A 15,133-nucleotide genomic window follows, 5' to 3' on the forward strand; every position below is an offset into this window, starting at 1 on the left:
TCGCTTTCGATACGCTTGCGATTTTTTCCGTGGGGGATGCACCACGATTGGGACTTTCCCCATCTAGGCGCCGGCGCCGGTAACGGGTATCACTCCAGCGCGATTCCCCTGTAGACCCTGTTTGCCGTAGCCCCATGCGTATCCTGCTTGCCGAAGACAACCTGAAACTGGCCGCCTCCCTGACGGAATCGCTGAGCCAGAGCGGCTTCACGGTCGACTGCATGCATGACGGGGCCAGCGCCGATCACCTGTTGACCACGCAAGACTACGCGCTGGCCATCCTCGACATCGGCATGCCGCGCCTGGACGGCCTGGAAGTGCTGCGGCGCCTGCGCGCGCGCCGCAATCCGCTGCCGGTGCTGATCCTGACCGCCCACGGATCAGTGGAAGACCGCGTGCGCGGCCTCAACCTGGGCGCCGACGATTACCTGGCCAAGCCCTTCGCACTGACCGAACTCGAAGCCCGCGCCCGCGCGCTGATCCGGCGCAGCCATGGCCATGACCGTACCGAACTGGCCTGCGGTCCGCTGCACTACGACAGCGTGAGCCGCGCCTTCACGCTCAACGGCGAACTGCTGCCACTGACGGGCCGCGAACGGGCCGTGCTGGAGATTCTGCTATTGCGCGACGGCCGGGCGGTCAACAAGGCCGCCCTGTCCGAGAAGATTTTCGGCATCGATGAATCGGTCAACGCCGACGCCATCGAGATCTACGTGTACCGGCTGCGCAAGAAGCTCGAAGGCTCCGGCGTCAGCATCGTCACGCTGCGCGGCCTGGGCTATCTGCTCGAAGCGCAGGACACCGCGGCGGCCGCCAGCGCGGGCCCGCGCGCATGAAGACCGGCAGCCTGCGGCTGCAATTGACGCTCTGGCTGCTGCTGCCCCTGCTGGTATTGCTGGCGCTCGACGCGTGGCTGACCGACCGGCGAGCCATGTCCGCGGCCCACCAGGCGTTCGACCGCACCCTGGCGGCATCGCTGAAGGCCATGCGCGAAGGCATCAAGCTGCGCGACGGCCGCGTGGAGGTGGAGGTGCCCTATCTGGCGCTGGAGGTCTTCGATGCCGAGGCGGGTTCGCGCGTTTACTACAAGATCCGTGACGAGCACGGCACTACGATCACCGGCTACGACGATTTGCCGATGCCGACCGGGTCGGTGCGCTCGCTCTATCGGACGCAGTTCTACGACGCCGACTTCCGTGGCACACCCGTCCGCATGGCCGCCATGGCGCTGCCGCTGCACGACGTGCGCTCCGCGCGTACGCAGATGGTGTGGGTGCTGGTGGCCGAATCCACAGAGCCGCGCGAGCAGCTGGCCCACGAAATCCTGATCGGCTCACTGCTGCAGGAGTTGATGCTGGTGAGCCTGGCGCTGGTCATCGTCTGGTTCGGCGTACGGCGCGGGCTGCGGCCGCTTCAGCGCCTGTCGGACACCGTGGCCGCGCGCGGGCCCGATGACCTCGCCCCAATCGGCGACACCACGCTGCCCGTGGAAATCCGGCCGCTCGTCACCGCCGTGAACCAGTACGTGGCGCGGCTGCACCGCATGGTCCAGGGGCGCAAGCGTTTCTTTGCCGATGCCGCCCACCAGCTCAAGACACCGCTGGCGGTCATCCAGGCCGAGTCGGAACTGGCACTGCGCGAAACAGACCTGGCCGGCGTGCGCGGACACGTGGCAAGGCTCAATGGATCGGTCCGGCAGGCGGCAAAGGAAGTGGCGCAATTACTATCGCTGTCGCGGCTCGAAACGGATAGCGGCTACGCCCCGACGCTGCGCCCGCTACGCCTGGACCGGCTGGCGAAACAGGTGGCGCTGGACTGGGCGCCCACGGCCCGCCAGCAAGGGGTGGACCTCGGCTTCGATGGCGATGCACAGCCCCACGCAAGTGTCAGCGGACAACCGGAACTGCTGCAGGAACTCATCGGCAACCTGATCGACAACGCGGTGCGTTACGCGGGCCCAGGTGCCATGGTCACGGTGCGCGTGGCCGGGCGCAGCCTGCTGGTGGAGGACAACGGCCCCGGCGTGGCGCCGTTCGAGCGCGAATCGGTGTTCAAACGTTTTTACCGCGGCGAGGCCAGTGCCAGCCGCGAAGGCAGTGGCCTGGGCCTGTCCATCGTGCGCGAGATCGCGCGGCTGCATGGCGCTACCGTCGCACTGGCTGACACACAGGGCGGCGGGTTGACGGTGGTGGTGGATTTTCCGGGGTAAGTGGGGTGCGCGTCACCCCTGCTGGGGCCGCGACAGATTGGCCCGGGCGCGTCGCAGGAATTCAACGAATTGCTCCGCCTCGGCTTCGGTAAAGCCGTCGAGGGCCTGGGCGGTCACCACGTCGCCCACATGCTGCGCCGCGTCCAGCGCCTGATCGGCTTTTTCGGTCATGCGCACCATGCGCTCGCGACGGTCTTCAGGGTTGGGACGGCGGGCGATCCAGCCGCCCTCTTCCATGCGATCAAGCAACCGCCCGGCCGAAATCGGCGCCACTTCCATCAGGTCGGCCAGGGCCGCCTGGTTCATTTCGCCGTGATACGACAGGTAGGCCAACGCCCGAAACTGGGCACGCGTGAGGTCCAGCGTGGAGCGCGACAGGTCATCGAACCGCTTGCCGGACAAGCGTCCCACGTCCGACACCAGAAAGCCGAAGCGCTTTTCAAGATTCTTTTCCATGCGCGGGATTATAGGGAGTCGCACGGTTCGGTTTGGTGTCGAAAACCCTGAATCGCACACTCGGCCGGGCGTGATCAAAGGCTTTGGGCTGTCTGGTATGCGTGCCGCTGCCGACGGCGGCAACCTTGCACGCGCCGCCGTGGATTGCGCTAAGCTGGTCGCGAATCCGACACTGGCTGGCCCTGGCCAGCCTTGAAACTGTCCCGTCCCTGGAGCGGCAATGCCGACCTACGACTATCGATGCCCTATCTGCGGCGACTTTTCTGAAATTCGGCCGATGGCCCGCCGCGACGACCCCGCCGTCTGTCCCGACTGCGGCGAAGCGGCCACGCGCGCCCTGGTGGCCGCCCCAGGCCTTGCCGGCGGCAGCACGGAAGGCGCCGGCCCCGGCCACGGCGCATCGTGCGCCTGCTGCGGTCCCGTCAAGCTGGCGGGACGAGCCAGTGGCGGCGGCTGGAGCCGCTGAGGCCGCTTCGATTCGAGCGAGCAAAGGTGTGACGCCTAGCGAAGCGATGCCAATCGCTGGATTGTTTCCGGGTACTTCTGCACAAGCCGGATAAGCAGCGTCGCCTGAGCGTTCGGTTTGGCGCGCCCCTGCTCCCAGTTCTCCAGGGTGCGGGGGTTGATCCTGAGGTACATCGCAAACACCGGGCGCGACATATTCAACCGTTCGCGAAGCTCGACCAGTTCTTCTGCGGCTATCGCCTGCAACGCCTCGATTCGCACCTTGTGCGAACGCAACGTAGCCTTGCCCTGCCGTTCGGCAGCGAGGGCATCGAATCCCTCCATCAGTTCGGCAAAGATGTCACGCGTCATATCTGCTCCTGACATTCCGTTCCATTTCAAGCATCGCGGCAAGCTGTTGTCGCTGTCGCTGCGTCATATCGTCTGCGGTGTCCTTGTTGTAGACCGTAAAAAGCCAGAACTGGGCTCCGCCGAGCCAGTAGTAGTAGATCACTCGCAAACCACCGCGCTTCCCTTTCTGTCGCCACCCGTCGACAAAGCGCACCTTGCGCAAGCCTCCCGTCCCGGGGATGACGTCGCCTGCATGGGGATGGGTCAGCAGTAGCGCCTGCAGCCGGCGGAATGCGTCATCGTCCAGGTAAGCGGCCCGGCATCTCTCAAATGGAGGAAGCTCAACAAAGGTTGCGTACATAGTGTACGTTATCTACGTATGGTTATGAAAGAGGGAACCGGCGAATGTCAACACCGAGGCCCAAACTGTAGGCGCCCGGCGCATCACAAAACGTGTCCGGTTGTGCCGAAAACGTTAAACCTTGTGTCCACCGGGCGAAGGCGAAAGCAATCCGCCAATTAGGCAAAGCCAATTGGGAACAATTCTCAACAACGTCCTAGAATGCAGCATGGGGTTCACTTGGCCCCACGTGATCGCCCCAGGACACCATGCCGCCCCCACCTATCGACACCGCCACCTTGCCCGCCGCGCCGCCGCGGCGGTCGCGCCTTGCTTTCCTGGGCGCCGGCGCGCTCGTGGCCGTGGGCTACATGGACCCTGGCAACTGGGCCACGGCCATCGCGGGCGGCGCCAAATACGGCTACAGCCTGCTGATCGTGATTGCGTTGTCGAGCCTGGTGGCGATGCTGCTGCAGTGGATTGCCGCCCGGGTGGGCGTAGTGACGGGCCGCGACCTGGCCCAGCTGTGCCGTGAGCGATTTCCGCGCCGGGTGACCATTGGCCTGTGGGTGGCCAGCGAGATCGCGATCATTGCCTGCGATGTGGCAGAGGTGGTCGGCAGCGCGGTGGCGCTTCAATTGCTGTTCCACGTCAAGCTCTGGGTCGGCGTGCTGATTGCCGCCGTTGTGACGCTGGTCATGCTGGCCGTACAACGCTATGGCCAGCGCACCATGGAAGCCATGGTCGCCGGGCTGATCCTGCTGGTGGCCCTTTGCTTCGTGGCCCAACTGGCGATGGCCCAGCCCGAGTGGGCCGCCGTGCTGGGTGGCATGGCACCGTCCGCCGATCTGGTGCGCGATGCGGGCATGCTGTGGCTGGCGGCCGGCATCGTCGGTGCCACGGTGATGCCGCACAACCTCTATCTGCATTCCTCGCTGGTGCGCCGCTTCACGCCGCCGCCGGGCAGTCGCGTGGCGCGGCGCCGGTCCTTTGCCGAAATCCTGCGCGGCATGAGCCTGGATACCTTCGGCTCGCTGGGCTTTGCCTTCCTGATCAACGCGGCGCTGCTGATCCTGGCGGCCTCGGTGTTCCACGCCAACGGGCTGACCGATGTGGAAGACCTCGCCGACGCGCACCGGCTGCTGGCACCGTTGCTGCATTCCGATCTGGCCAGCCTGCTGTTCGCCGTGGCACTGCTGGCATGCGGCCTCAATTCGACGCTGACGGGCACGCTGGCGGGCCAGGCCGTCATGGAAGGGTTCCTGGACCTGCGCATGTCGCGCATGCGCCGTGCGCTGCTGACCCGTGCCGTGGCCATCGTGCCGGCGCTGGCGGCCGTCTGGGTGTTCGGCGAACACGGCTCCGCCAGCCTGCTGGTTGCCAGCCAGGTCGTGCTCAGCCTGACGCTGCCGCTTGCCGTCATACCGCTGATCCTGTTTGGCGCCGATCGCCACCTGATGGGGGCCTGGCGCGTGCGCGGCGTGCCGCTGGCGCTGGCGGGTGCCTCGGCCGTGATCATCATCCTGCTCAACGTGGCGCTGCTGTGGCAGACGGCGCTGGGGTAGGCGCGGATCTGACGGTTCCCACTGTTTCCCAGGCCGTTTCCCAGACCGTTTCCCAGGCCGTTTCCCAGACCGTTTCCTAGACCGCTTCCTAGACCGCTTCCTAGACCGTTTCCGGTTCGCCCACGTCGTCCCGCTCCTTGACCCAGATTCCGCGCCGCGCCAGGATGCTGGCCGGCGCGGCGGGCCGCTGGTACAGGTATCCCTGCGCCCAATCCACCCCGGCCTCGACGATCAGTGCGTGCTGGGCCTCTGTCTCGATGCCCTCGGCAATCACCACCAGATGAAAGTGATGCGCCATGTTGACGATGCTGCGCAGCAGCGCCTGCGCATTGGCGTCCACGTCCTGCGTGAACTGGCGGTCGATCTTCAGGTAGTCGAACGGAAAGCTCTTGATCAGGTCGAGGTTGCTGTTGCGGGTGCCAAAGTCGTCCACGGCCAGTCTGATGCCGGCCTGGTGCAGCCGGTCGAACGCCTCGCGGGTGGCGCCGCTGTCCGCCAGCAGGTGGCGCTCGGTGATTTCCAGCACCAGACCCGACCCGTCCGGCATGGCCCGCTGCAAGGCAGCCAGGTCGCCCAGGAACGTGCGCCGCCGCAGGCTGAGCGGCGCCGCGTTGACCGCCACGTGCAGCGGCGCGGACGGGCCGTAACGGTTGATGTCCTCCACCACCCGGCGCAGCACGAAGTGCATGATGTCGTCGATCAGCGGTGTCGACTCCACCGTTTCGATATACGACCCCGGCGGAATGCTGCCCCAGCGCGGATGCTGCCAGCGCAACAGCGCCTCGGCGCCAATCCACTGCCGCGATTGCACCTCGACGATAGGCTGGTACACCAGATGAAACTCGCTCCGCTTCAGTGCCTGCCGCACCGCCTGCAGCAACAGGCGGCGCGGCGCGGCCACGAGCAGGAACAGCACCACCACAAGCAGCCCGGCCAGCAACCCGATGGCGCCATACAGCAGGTCAAACTTGCGGTGCATTGCGGTGACATATTCCAAGGACGCCACCACCTTGACCTGGATCGGCCATGCCCTGGACAGCGTAGCCACGCCGCCCGCCGTCCCGACCGGGGCGGGCAGATATGTCCCATCTTGATAGATCGACGCCTGGCCCACGGTCAGTACGATTTCCGATGCGCCAAAGCCCAGCCCCTGCGACAGCGCGTCAGTGACATAGCGCCCCTCGATCAGCAGGAAGCTGCCCCGGTCGGGCTGGCCCCGCTCCGGCAGGAACATCGCCAGCGCTGGCGCGTACTTACGGAACGGCGTGCCCTGCACGAGCATCAGCCGGTGCGACACGCCCGGCTGGGGATCGGCAAAGTAGTAGGTCAGCGGCACATTGACCGGGCCGCGCGTGCCCGAGCAATAGATGATGCCCCGATCGACCATGGCGGCGGTACGGATATAAGGAATAAAGCTGTGTGAGGTGGCCAGCGCACGGCTGGCTTGTGCGCACGGTTTGCCGGCCAGCGGCGCCACGTGCTGGCGGGCCTGCGTCTCGACGGTCTCCGCCACACGCTCCAGGGCTGCCACGATCTGGGCGCCGATGCTGGCCTCGCGCCGCGTAACAAGATGATCGGCATGCTGCCGGCCAAGCCAGACTGCCACCGCGACAAAGCACAGGCACGTACCAAGCCACCCCAGCAGTGTCAGCGGCGACACATGCCAGCCGCCAAATCGCTCCTGCCAGACATTCAAAGCCAAAGTCCCCTCGTTGTCGTCGTGTGCCCGATCCCGCCGATTGTGGAGCGGATGGGCGTGTGAATGCTGTCGGCGGCGCGCCTACACGGAGGATGTGACCACGGCATGGTGCCGGCTATACCACCGGCTCCAGCTTGCGATACTGGTTGTAATGCCGGATGGCCCGATGCGGGTCGCCGAGCGCCTCGTGCAGCCGCGCGGCGTTGTAATGCGCGTCGGCAAAGTCGGGAGCCAGTTCGATGCAGGCGTGATAGCTTTCCAGTGCCTCACGCTTCGCACCGGCATCCTCGAGTGCGACGCCGAGATTGAAATGGATTAACGGTTGATAAGGCAGATAACTTAGCGCCTTGCGGTACTCGGCGGCAGCGTCGTCGAACCGGTCCTGGTCGCACAGCAGACAGCCAAGGTTGAGCCACGCATCGAGATAGTCGGGGGCCTGGGCCAGCGCATGGCGGTACGCGGCTTCGGCATCACGCGGCGCCACGTGCTCGAGTGAAACGCCACGTTCGAACCAGTCCGACGGACCGATCTGATCCGGCGCGGATGGCGGGGCCTGCCGCGTGGCACGACGTCGCATTTCGACGACTTCGGCACCAGACCGCCGGTGATCGGCATCGTCCAGGTCCAGCACGAACTGGCCCGAGTCCACGTGCCAGCGCCCGCGGCGGTCCTGCACGGCCACATCGCCCCCCACTGCGGTCACGCGCAGGCCGGTGGGCGGCCGGCCTTCCTCGCCCAGCCCCTGCAGGTGCCGCAGCGACCGCGTGACATGGCGCGTGGGCACGCCCGCCTCGCGCAGCGATTGCGCGGTACGCAGCAGCACCACATCCTGGAACGTGAACCGGTATTCCTGCCGCGCGCCGCGTCTGGGCGAAATCACGCCGGCCGTCATCAGCGCCGTGATGACGCTGCGCGAGATGCCCAGCAGCCCCTGCACGTCGCGCATTGAATAGGCTTGCATTGCCGCCCCAGGCGCCCTACTTGCGCGCCGCGCGCTTCGGCGCTTCGGCCGGGGCTGCGGTGGCCCGGCGGGCGGTCTTGCGCGCCGGGGCTTCGGGGGCCACCGCCTTGACGGCGGCGGCCTTGCCGGCCGTCTTGGCCGCCGGCTGGCGCTTGTTGCTGCCGATGCTCTTGCGCAGCGCCTCCATCAGGTCGATCACCTCGCCACCGGCCGGCGCAGGCGTCTCGGCGGCCACCGTGATCTTCTTGCCGGCGATCTTCTTGTCGATCTGCTCCAGGATGCGCTGTTTTTCCTCGTCCACATAGGCGCTGGCGTCGTAGCCGTCCACCGCGTTCTGCTCGATCAACTGCTGGGCCAGCTTGAGTTCGGCAGGCGCCACGTCTATGCGCTCCACGTGCAGGTCGGACATGTCGCGTACCTCGTCGGCATAGAGCAGTTGCTGCAGGATCAGGCCGTCTTCGCCCACGCGGATCTGCACCATGTATTGCTTGCCCTTCCAGGCCCACTTGGCCAGCGCGCAGGTGCCGGTTTCCCGCATGGCCTCGGCCAGCAGGTTGTAGGGCTTGCCGCCGCGCTTGTCCGGGCCCAGGTAATAGGCCTTGTCGTAGTAGATCGGGTCGATGGCGCCCACCGGCATGAACGACACGATGTCGATGGTCTGCTCGGCGGCATCCTCCAGCGCCTTCAGCTCGTCGGGCGTGAAGGTCACATAACGGTCCTTCTCGAATTCGTAGCCCTTGACCATGTCGGCGCGGTCCACCACCACGTCTTCCTTCAGGCAGATGTACTGCTGGCGCAGCCGCGACCCGCAGCCCTTGTGCAGCAGGTTGAAGCTGATGGCCGACTTGCTTTCGGTGGCCGAATAGACCTTCACCGGGATGGAAACCAGCCCGAAGCTGATCGATAGCGAAGCGATGGAACGTGCGGCCATGGCGACATCCTCCCGCAAGAAGGAACAGGTCATCGTCCAGCCAGTCTAGTCCGCGAGGCACGGGGCCTGCCAGTGAGCGCGGGCGATGTGCGGTGTCAGACGCGTCCTACGTGGCGGTGTGTCGCCGCGGGGCGATGGTCAGCCGACCACGGCCGTGATCCACCCCGTCAGCGCCGGGCCGGCAATCACCATCAGCACCCCGGCCAGCACCATGGTCAGGCTGGCCACCACGCCCTCCTCGGTGTGACGCTGGCGCGCCCGCGCGGTCCCGAAGCCGTGCGCGGCCGCCCCCAGCGATGCGCCCTGGGCCACCGGCGAGCGCAGCCTCAGCAGGGCCAGCACGGCGTCGCCCACGAGCATGCCCACCAGCCCCGTCATGACGGTGAACAGCGACACCAGATCGGCCGATCCACCCGTATGCGACACCACGGATACCGCGAACGGCGTGGACACCGAGCGGGCCATCAGGCTGCGCGATACCTCGTTGCTGAAGTGGAACGCTTCGGCCAGCAGACGTGCGCTGACCATCGCCACGAGCATCCCGGCCACCACCCCCAGCGCCAGCGCCAGCCAGTGGCGCCGCACGATGGCTCGGTGTTCGTAGATCGGCACGGCGAAGGCAATCGTGGCGGGCCCGAGCAGCCAGACCATCCAGCGCGTGTCGGCCACGTAGGCGGCGTATGGAATGTCGGCCATCAGCAGCACGGCGATGGACAGCAACGGCACGACGATGGCGGGCGAGTACCAGATCCGCGGGTTGCGGCGATACAGCGGTTTGATGGCGAAATAGAGCGCGATGGTCCAGGCCAGACAAAGGAACGACACCATGGCATCAGGCCTCGTCCGATTGGCCGTGCAGCCGCCGGATCTTCCGTTCGAGGCGGCATCCCGCATGCACCGCCAGCGCCGTGGCGGCCATCACCAGGATCGTGCCCACCGCGACGGCGATGGTCAGCTGCACGCCTTCCGAACGGAACAGCGGCAGATAGTTGACCACGGCGACCACGCACGGGATGAAGAACAAGACCAGCTCGCCCAGCAGCCAGTCGGCGCCGTCCTTGACCCAGCCCACGTCGGCCTTGCCCGACAGCAGCAGGCCCAGCACGGCCAGGAGCCCTACCACGCCGGGAGACATCGACCAGCCCAGCGTGCGCGTCAGCCAGTCGGCGGCGAACCAGATCGCCAGCAAGCCAGCCACCTGCGCGGCGGTGCGCAGCAGGCGGCGGGAGCGGGATGCAGAAGGAGAAGGCGCATCACCAACGGCGGCGGGGACAGCATGGTTGGAGGCGGCAGCAGGGGCGGCAGGCACGGATGGAAACATCGATGATGAAAACGCCACCATTATTCGCGGGCTTTCCGCACAACGACAGCCCCTAAATCCGCATCGATTGTGCAGAAATGCACAACGCGACGCCCGGACAGGCTCACTCGCCGGTCATGAACAGCGAGACGCTGGCATCGACCTGTTCGGCGATGAAGTTGGCCACCGCGCGCACGTGTGCGGCTTTCCAGTGGTCTTCGTGCACATGCATGTGGAAGGTGCGGGTCACTTCCACCTGATCGGGCAGCACCGGCACCAGCTGCGGAAACGCCGCCGCCACGTAGGCTGGAATGATGCACAGGCACTGTCCCGCCAACGTGGCCTGTACCTGGGTCAGGAGATTCGTGCTGCGCACGCGGGGGTGGTAGTCCACGCCCGTCGCGCTGGCGAAGTTCAGTTCCGGCGAAAACAGGTGTTCTTCCACATAGCCGATAAACGGATGCGCCAGCAGGTCCTGCTTCGTGTGGATCTTCGCGGCGCGCTTCAGGTACGACTTCGCGCCGTAAACGTACATCCGATAGTCGGTCAGGCGGCGCGACGCCACGCGCAGATGATCGGCCCCCGACAGGCCGATGGCGATATCGGCTTCGCGCCGGGTCAGGCTGAACAGGCGCGCCGCGGCAAAGATCTCCACTTCCAGCCGCGGATGCTGGGCCGTCAGCGTATGGATGCGCGGCGCCAGAAACATGCTGCCGAAGCCGTCCGGTGCGCCCACCCGCACGACGCCCGCGATATCCTGCTCGCCCGCCGCTGCTGCCTTCGACGCCAGCAGCGCGCTCTCGATGGCCTCGGCCGTGGCCAGCAGCCGTTCGCCGGCAGCCGTCAGCGCGTAACCGACATGGCTCTTGTGGAACAGGCGCGTGTTCAGTACCCGTTCCAGTGCCTGGACGTGGCGGGCGACCGTGGTGTGCTCGGTGCCAAGTTGCGCGGCCGCAGCCGACAGCGTGCCGCCGCGCGCCACAGCCAGGAAGTATCGATAGTCGTCCCAGTTGTCGCCGGCGCCGGCGCGGCTCGGCGTTCTTGTGGTGCCGCCCGTACTCATGCCGCCGCCCCCGTCGAATGGGGCGTCGCGCTGCTGCGTACGTTGCGAAGCTCGCGATGCTGGCGGCGATACGCGCCCGGTCCCAGACCGAAATGCTGGGCGAACACCCGGCCGAAGGCGGCCTGCGAGGCGTAGCCGCACTGTTCGGCCACCGCCGCCGCCGACAGTCCGTCCCGCCGCAGCAGCCGGGCGGCCCGTTCCATGCGCAGCGTGGTCACCAGTTCCAGTGGCGTGATGCCAAGCTGGGCAAAGCGCCGGGCCAGGGTGGCCCGCGACACGTTGCAGACTTCCGCGAGGCTGTCGACAGTCCACGGCCGTTCGGGATGGCGTACCACGGCGTCCACCGCCCGCGCCAGCCGCGCATCGGCCATCAGCGCCATCACGCCATGCGACACCGCCCCCTGCGCGATCAGCGTGCGCAGCAGCACCGTGAACAGTGCCGTTGACAGATCGGCGATGATCGCCGCGCTGCCGGGCCCCGGCGCGTCCGCTTCCACATGCATCATGCCGATCAGGCCACGCAGCCAGCGCAGTCCGGCGTCACCGTTGGCGCCGGTCCTGACACACAGCATCTCGGGCAGCGCGCGCAGCAGCACGCCCGCCGAACTGCCAAGCACGAAAGTTCCACAGAGGATGTCCAGCGGCTCGGCCGCCCCCGGCACGGTCACCTCGGTCACCACGCCGTTGAAATGGCGCGATTCCGGCCCGGAAGCCGCCCCCTGGCGTGTCGTGCCGCCGTGCACGCCCGACAACGTATGCGCCGCCCCGTGCGGGAACAGCAGCACATCGCCTGCCCCCACGCGCAGCGGCTCGCTGCCCATCGATACATCGGCGTGGCCGTCGAGGATGGCGTGGTACGGCACGTGCCCCGGCGCGGCCTGCGCGTTGTGGGCGGACCAGGCACCCGCCACCCGGCAATGCAGGTCGACGGTACCGGATGGCGCCAGCAGGCGCACCAGTTCACTCAGGCTGTCCATGGTGACGTTCGGGGAGGTGAGACGATCAAGCAAAAAGTTGAGTGGATTCTAATCCATCCGGATCGCCGTCGCACCTACCATTGATACCAAGGCAGTGCTGCAACCAGCCGGATGCGGCGCCCTGGCCCTGATACCCAAGCTGATATCCAACCCGATCTCAAGGAGTCGCACCATGACCACCCGCCTGCACACCATCGCCGCCCAGGACGCCACGGGCCAGACAGCCGAACTGTTCGGCGCCATCCGCAAGGCCGTCGGCAAGGTGCCGAACGCCTACGCCACCATCGGCAGCAACGCCCCGGCCGTGCTGGCGCAGGCGCTGCAGACCAACGCCGTGCTGAAGCAAGGCAGCCTGTCCGCCAAGGAACTGGAGGCGATCAACCTGTCCGTCAGCGAGCATAGCGGTTGCGATTACTGTCTGGCCGCCCATACGCTGACCGCGACCAGGATGGCAGGTTTCAGCGTGGAACAGACGCAGCAGTTGCGCCGGGGGACTTTCCCGGAAGATGCGAAGATCGATGCGTTGACACGTTTCGCCGTGGAACTGGTGGGCACCCGTGGCACCGTGCCGGCCGCCACCGTCGAGGCGGTGCGTGCCGCCGGCTACAGCGATACGCAGATCGTGGAAGCCATCCAGGCGATCAGCGCGATCCTGTTCACCAACATGCTCAATCGCGTCAACGACACCACGCTGGACTTCCCGGGCGTGGTCTGAGGCGGTCACGCGCGGACGGAGCGGCAGCGCCTAGTGCCAGGCGCTGCCCACCTGAAGGTAGAACGCGTTCTGGTTCTTGCTGTGGGCCACGTCGATGCCCATCGACAGGCCCAGCTTGCGGGCGATCATGTAGCGGAAGCCGCCGCCGACGCTGACAACGGTGGAGGCGTCGGAAAAGTCGTTCCAGCGGCCGTAGGCCTTGCCCATGCCGGAAAACGCCAGCACCGACCAGCGCGGCGTCACGTCCCAGCGCAGCTCGGCCTCGGCCACCAGCGCGTTGCGGTCCTGGTAGCGGCCCTTCTGAACGCCGCGCAGGTCCACATATGGCTGCGCGTAGAACGGCACGTCGCCCGACGAGAATCTGGTATCGGCCCGCAGCCCCAGGATCCACGTGCGCGCCAGCGGCAGCCAGGTAAAGCCGCGCGCGTTGAACATGTTGAAGTCTTGCGTGCTGCCCAGGCCGCCACGCGCGAACTGGGCCTCGAATTCCGCGTAGCTGCCCTTGTTCGGAAAGAAGATGTTGTCGCGCGAATCGTAGTCGATGACCAGGCCGCCCTTGCCGATGCGCTGGCTCTTGTCGATCGGTCCCAGTTCATTGGCCAAAGCGCCAAACTTGAAGGTCGCCGTGGTATCGGCATAGACATAGCGTGGACCGATGTACCAATGGGAATCGGCCACACGGAACAGCACTTGCTGCACCAGCATGAATCCGTCCAGCGAATAGGCGCGCGGCTGGTTCTGCACGCCGAAGTAATCAAGGTTGGCGTTGACCTTGCCGATTGCGCCCAGATAGCGGATGCGGTCGCCGTTCCAGGTGTGGAAGTGCGCCGCACCGGCTGCCCAGGTACCGTTTTCGGTGTATGCCCCGCCAACGGCCGTGATGTTGGGCGGCGCCGGCCCCTGGCCCGACGCCCTGGCCTCCGCCGCGGCATCGGCCATCGACTCCGAGAAGAATGCCAGCGCGAGCCCGAAGCCATAGCCCACCGCCGGCTCGGTGATGATCGTCGGCACCGGCAGCGCGCCCTTGTGGTGAAGCAGGAAGTCGCTCATGTCGAACATCCCGTCTTCCGGGTCGAACAGCGACAGCTTGGGCTTGGGCGCTGGCGCATTGTCCGCCGCCGACGGTGCCCCGGACGGCACGGCCGAGGGGACGGGCAACGCCGCGGCCGCACCGTCCGGCAGATCGGGCTCGGCGCGCACCGGGGCCGGCGCGCTGGCCAACCACGTCGAGGCCATCACCGCGAATACTGCCCAGGTACGCTTCATTTGCCGAAGGTCATGTTGAGGCCGGCGAATATCGTCCATTGCGGAACGCCGCTGCCCTCGTGCAGCACGGAATACTGCGGCTCGATAAACGCGTTGAAGATGGTGTGGCCTTCTTTCCACGCCTTGCCCGCACCCAGGCCAATCGGCACGTAGTAGGTGCCATGCTGCAGATCGAACGTCCACGTCCCCGTGGATCGCACGTACCACCCGTGCGGCAGGTTGAAGATCATGAACGGCTGGGCCGTCAGCGACTGCACGTCGGGCCGGCTGCTTTGCCCGGCGAACGAATGCTGCCACTGCACCAGCATGCCCAGCAGCCGCGCCGGCGAGGGGTCCACCACCACGGCCGCCACGCCGGCCTGCCACTTGCCCGTGCCAAGGCTGGGGTCGGTGGCGGTCGGCATCGTCAGCAACGGCCCTGCGCCGATCTGCATGCCTTCGCTGCGCAACAGGAAGATATCGAACAGGTTGATGTCGCCGAGGCCGGTTTCGTACGAGCCGTCGGCCTTGGGGCGGGTACTGATGGGCACCGTGCCCCGAAATATCTGGGGCACGCCGATCAGGCTGCCCGGCGCCACCGGGATGGTCGGGCGCAACAGCAGATCGTTGGTATGGGCATTGCTGCCATACAGCCGGGGCGAATAGAAATTCTGGATATTGAATGACGGCGCCAGGTTCAGCGGGTTGTTGCTCTTGTTGGCCAGTTCGGCGCTCGATTGCGCGCTCGCCCCACCCGGAAAGGCGCCCGTGGCGATACAGAGACTGACGGCAACCTGGCCTACGAACGGTCGTAGCGATTTACGTGCGGATTTTCGTCCAGCTGGCACTCGCATCAGGTGAACTCCAGAACAAGATC

General features: G+C 66.5%; 17 protein-coding genes. 5 read left to right on the forward strand and 12 right to left on the reverse strand.

Features of this window, described 5'->3' with window-relative positions; translation table 11 throughout:
* Positions 1–134 precede the first annotated feature (134 nt).
* Together BLQ58_RS15810 and BLQ58_RS15815 are read left to right on the forward strand one after the other, a co-directional pair.
* Positions 135–836 (forward strand): response regulator, encoded by a 702-nt coding sequence (locus tag BLQ58_RS15810; RefSeq protein ID WP_092599816.1) that lies wholly within the window; start codon positions 135–137, stop codon positions 834–836.
* A complete protein-coding gene (locus BLQ58_RS15815; protein WP_092599820.1) occupies positions 833–2,209 on the forward strand; it encodes a sensor histidine kinase in 1,377 nt (458 codons plus the stop codon). Before BLQ58_RS15810 ends, BLQ58_RS15815 begins: the two co-directional genes overlap by 4 nt.
* 12 nt (positions 2,210–2,221) lie before the next feature.
* Here the strand turns inward: BLQ58_RS15815 and BLQ58_RS15820 are convergent, their stop codons facing one another.
* Complete coding sequence (locus tag BLQ58_RS15820) at positions 2,222–2,665, reverse strand: MarR family winged helix-turn-helix transcriptional regulator (protein ID WP_092599823.1); 444 nt, start codon at positions 2,663–2,665, stop codon at positions 2,222–2,224.
* 220 nt (positions 2,666–2,885) lie between these two features.
* Here BLQ58_RS15820 and BLQ58_RS15825 point away from each other — a divergent pair, with 220 nt between their 5' ends.
* Positions 2,886–3,131, forward strand: a complete 246-nt coding sequence (locus BLQ58_RS15825) for an FmdB family zinc ribbon protein (protein ID WP_092599826.1) — start codon at positions 2,886–2,888, stop codon at positions 3,129–3,131.
* A gap of 35 nt (positions 3,132–3,166) precedes the next feature.
* Here the strand turns inward: BLQ58_RS15825 and BLQ58_RS15830 are convergent, their stop codons facing one another.
* Both BLQ58_RS15830 and BLQ58_RS15835 read right to left on the reverse strand, forming a co-directional pair.
* Positions 3,167–3,481: a helix-turn-helix domain-containing protein gene (locus BLQ58_RS15830; protein WP_092599829.1), complete on the reverse strand. Its 315-nt coding sequence runs from the start codon at positions 3,479–3,481 to the stop codon at positions 3,167–3,169.
* Positions 3,471–3,821, reverse strand: coding sequence for a toxin (locus BLQ58_RS15835; protein ID WP_092599832.1), 351 nt, complete (start codon positions 3,819–3,821; stop codon positions 3,471–3,473). The genes BLQ58_RS15830 and BLQ58_RS15835 overlap by 11 nt, the downstream gene beginning before the upstream one ends.
* Positions 3,822–4,069: 248 nt before the next feature.
* Between BLQ58_RS15835 and BLQ58_RS15840 the strand changes: the two genes are divergently transcribed.
* Positions 4,070–5,365, forward strand: coding sequence for an Nramp family divalent metal transporter (locus BLQ58_RS15840; protein WP_092599835.1), 1,296 nt, complete (start codon positions 4,070–4,072; stop codon positions 5,363–5,365).
* A 100-nt stretch (positions 5,366–5,465) separates the two neighbouring features.
* Here the strand turns inward: BLQ58_RS15840 and BLQ58_RS15845 are convergent, their stop codons facing one another.
* The 7 genes from BLQ58_RS15845 to BLQ58_RS15875 form a co-directional block, all read right to left on the reverse strand.
* Positions 5,466–7,067 (reverse strand): EAL domain-containing protein, encoded by a 1,602-nt coding sequence (locus tag BLQ58_RS15845; RefSeq protein WP_092599838.1) that lies wholly within the window; start codon positions 7,065–7,067, stop codon positions 5,466–5,468.
* A gap of 112 nt (positions 7,068–7,179) precedes the next feature.
* On the reverse strand, positions 7,180–8,025 hold the full coding sequence (locus tag BLQ58_RS15850; protein ID WP_092599841.1) for a tetratricopeptide repeat protein: 846 nt from the start codon (positions 8,023–8,025) through the stop codon (positions 7,180–7,182).
* 16 nt (positions 8,026–8,041) lie between these two features.
* Complete coding sequence (locus BLQ58_RS15855) at positions 8,042–8,956, reverse strand: non-homologous end joining protein Ku (RefSeq protein ID WP_092599844.1); 915 nt, start codon at positions 8,954–8,956, stop codon at positions 8,042–8,044.
* Between the two features lie 138 nt (positions 8,957–9,094).
* Positions 9,095–9,784, reverse strand: a complete 690-nt coding sequence (locus BLQ58_RS15860; protein ID WP_092599847.1) for an LrgB family protein — start codon at positions 9,782–9,784, stop codon at positions 9,095–9,097.
* 4 nt (positions 9,785–9,788) lie between these two features.
* The gene (locus BLQ58_RS15865) at positions 9,789–10,154 is read right to left on the reverse strand and encodes a CidA/LrgA family protein (RefSeq protein ID WP_254775979.1); all 366 of its coding nucleotides are present in this window, start codon (positions 10,152–10,154) and stop codon (positions 9,789–9,791) included.
* 226 nt (positions 10,155–10,380) lie between these two features.
* The gene (locus tag BLQ58_RS15870) at positions 10,381–11,319 is read right to left on the reverse strand and encodes a LysR family transcriptional regulator (protein ID WP_092599850.1); all 939 of its coding nucleotides are present in this window, start codon (positions 11,317–11,319) and stop codon (positions 10,381–10,383) included.
* Entirely contained in the window at positions 11,316–12,296 is a 981-nt protein-coding gene (locus BLQ58_RS15875; RefSeq protein WP_092599853.1) for a cupin domain-containing protein, read from the reverse strand. The genes BLQ58_RS15870 and BLQ58_RS15875 overlap by 4 nt, the downstream gene beginning before the upstream one ends.
* A gap of 172 nt (positions 12,297–12,468) precedes the next feature.
* Here BLQ58_RS15875 and BLQ58_RS15880 point away from each other — a divergent pair, with 172 nt between their 5' ends.
* On the forward strand, positions 12,469–13,011 hold the full coding sequence (locus BLQ58_RS15880) for a carboxymuconolactone decarboxylase family protein (protein WP_092599856.1): 543 nt from the start codon (positions 12,469–12,471) through the stop codon (positions 13,009–13,011).
* A gap of 30 nt (positions 13,012–13,041) precedes the next feature.
* On the opposite strand, the gene BLQ58_RS15885 is transcribed toward BLQ58_RS15880, so the two are convergent.
* Together BLQ58_RS15885 and BLQ58_RS15890 are read right to left on the reverse strand one after the other, a co-directional pair.
* Positions 13,042–14,277 (reverse strand): BamA/TamA family outer membrane protein, encoded by a 1,236-nt coding sequence (locus tag BLQ58_RS15885; protein WP_092599859.1) that lies wholly within the window; start codon positions 14,275–14,277, stop codon positions 13,042–13,044.
* On the reverse strand, positions 14,274–15,110 hold the full coding sequence (locus BLQ58_RS15890; protein ID WP_254775980.1) for a hypothetical protein: 837 nt from the start codon (positions 15,108–15,110) through the stop codon (positions 14,274–14,276). Before BLQ58_RS15890 ends, BLQ58_RS15885 begins: the two co-directional genes overlap by 4 nt.
* Positions 15,111–15,133: the final 23 nt, after the last annotated feature.

The sequence above is a fragment of the Ralstonia sp. 25mfcol4.1 genome (assembly GCF_900104095.1).
Lineage (GTDB): Bacteria > Pseudomonadota > Gammaproteobacteria > Burkholderiales > Burkholderiaceae > Cupriavidus.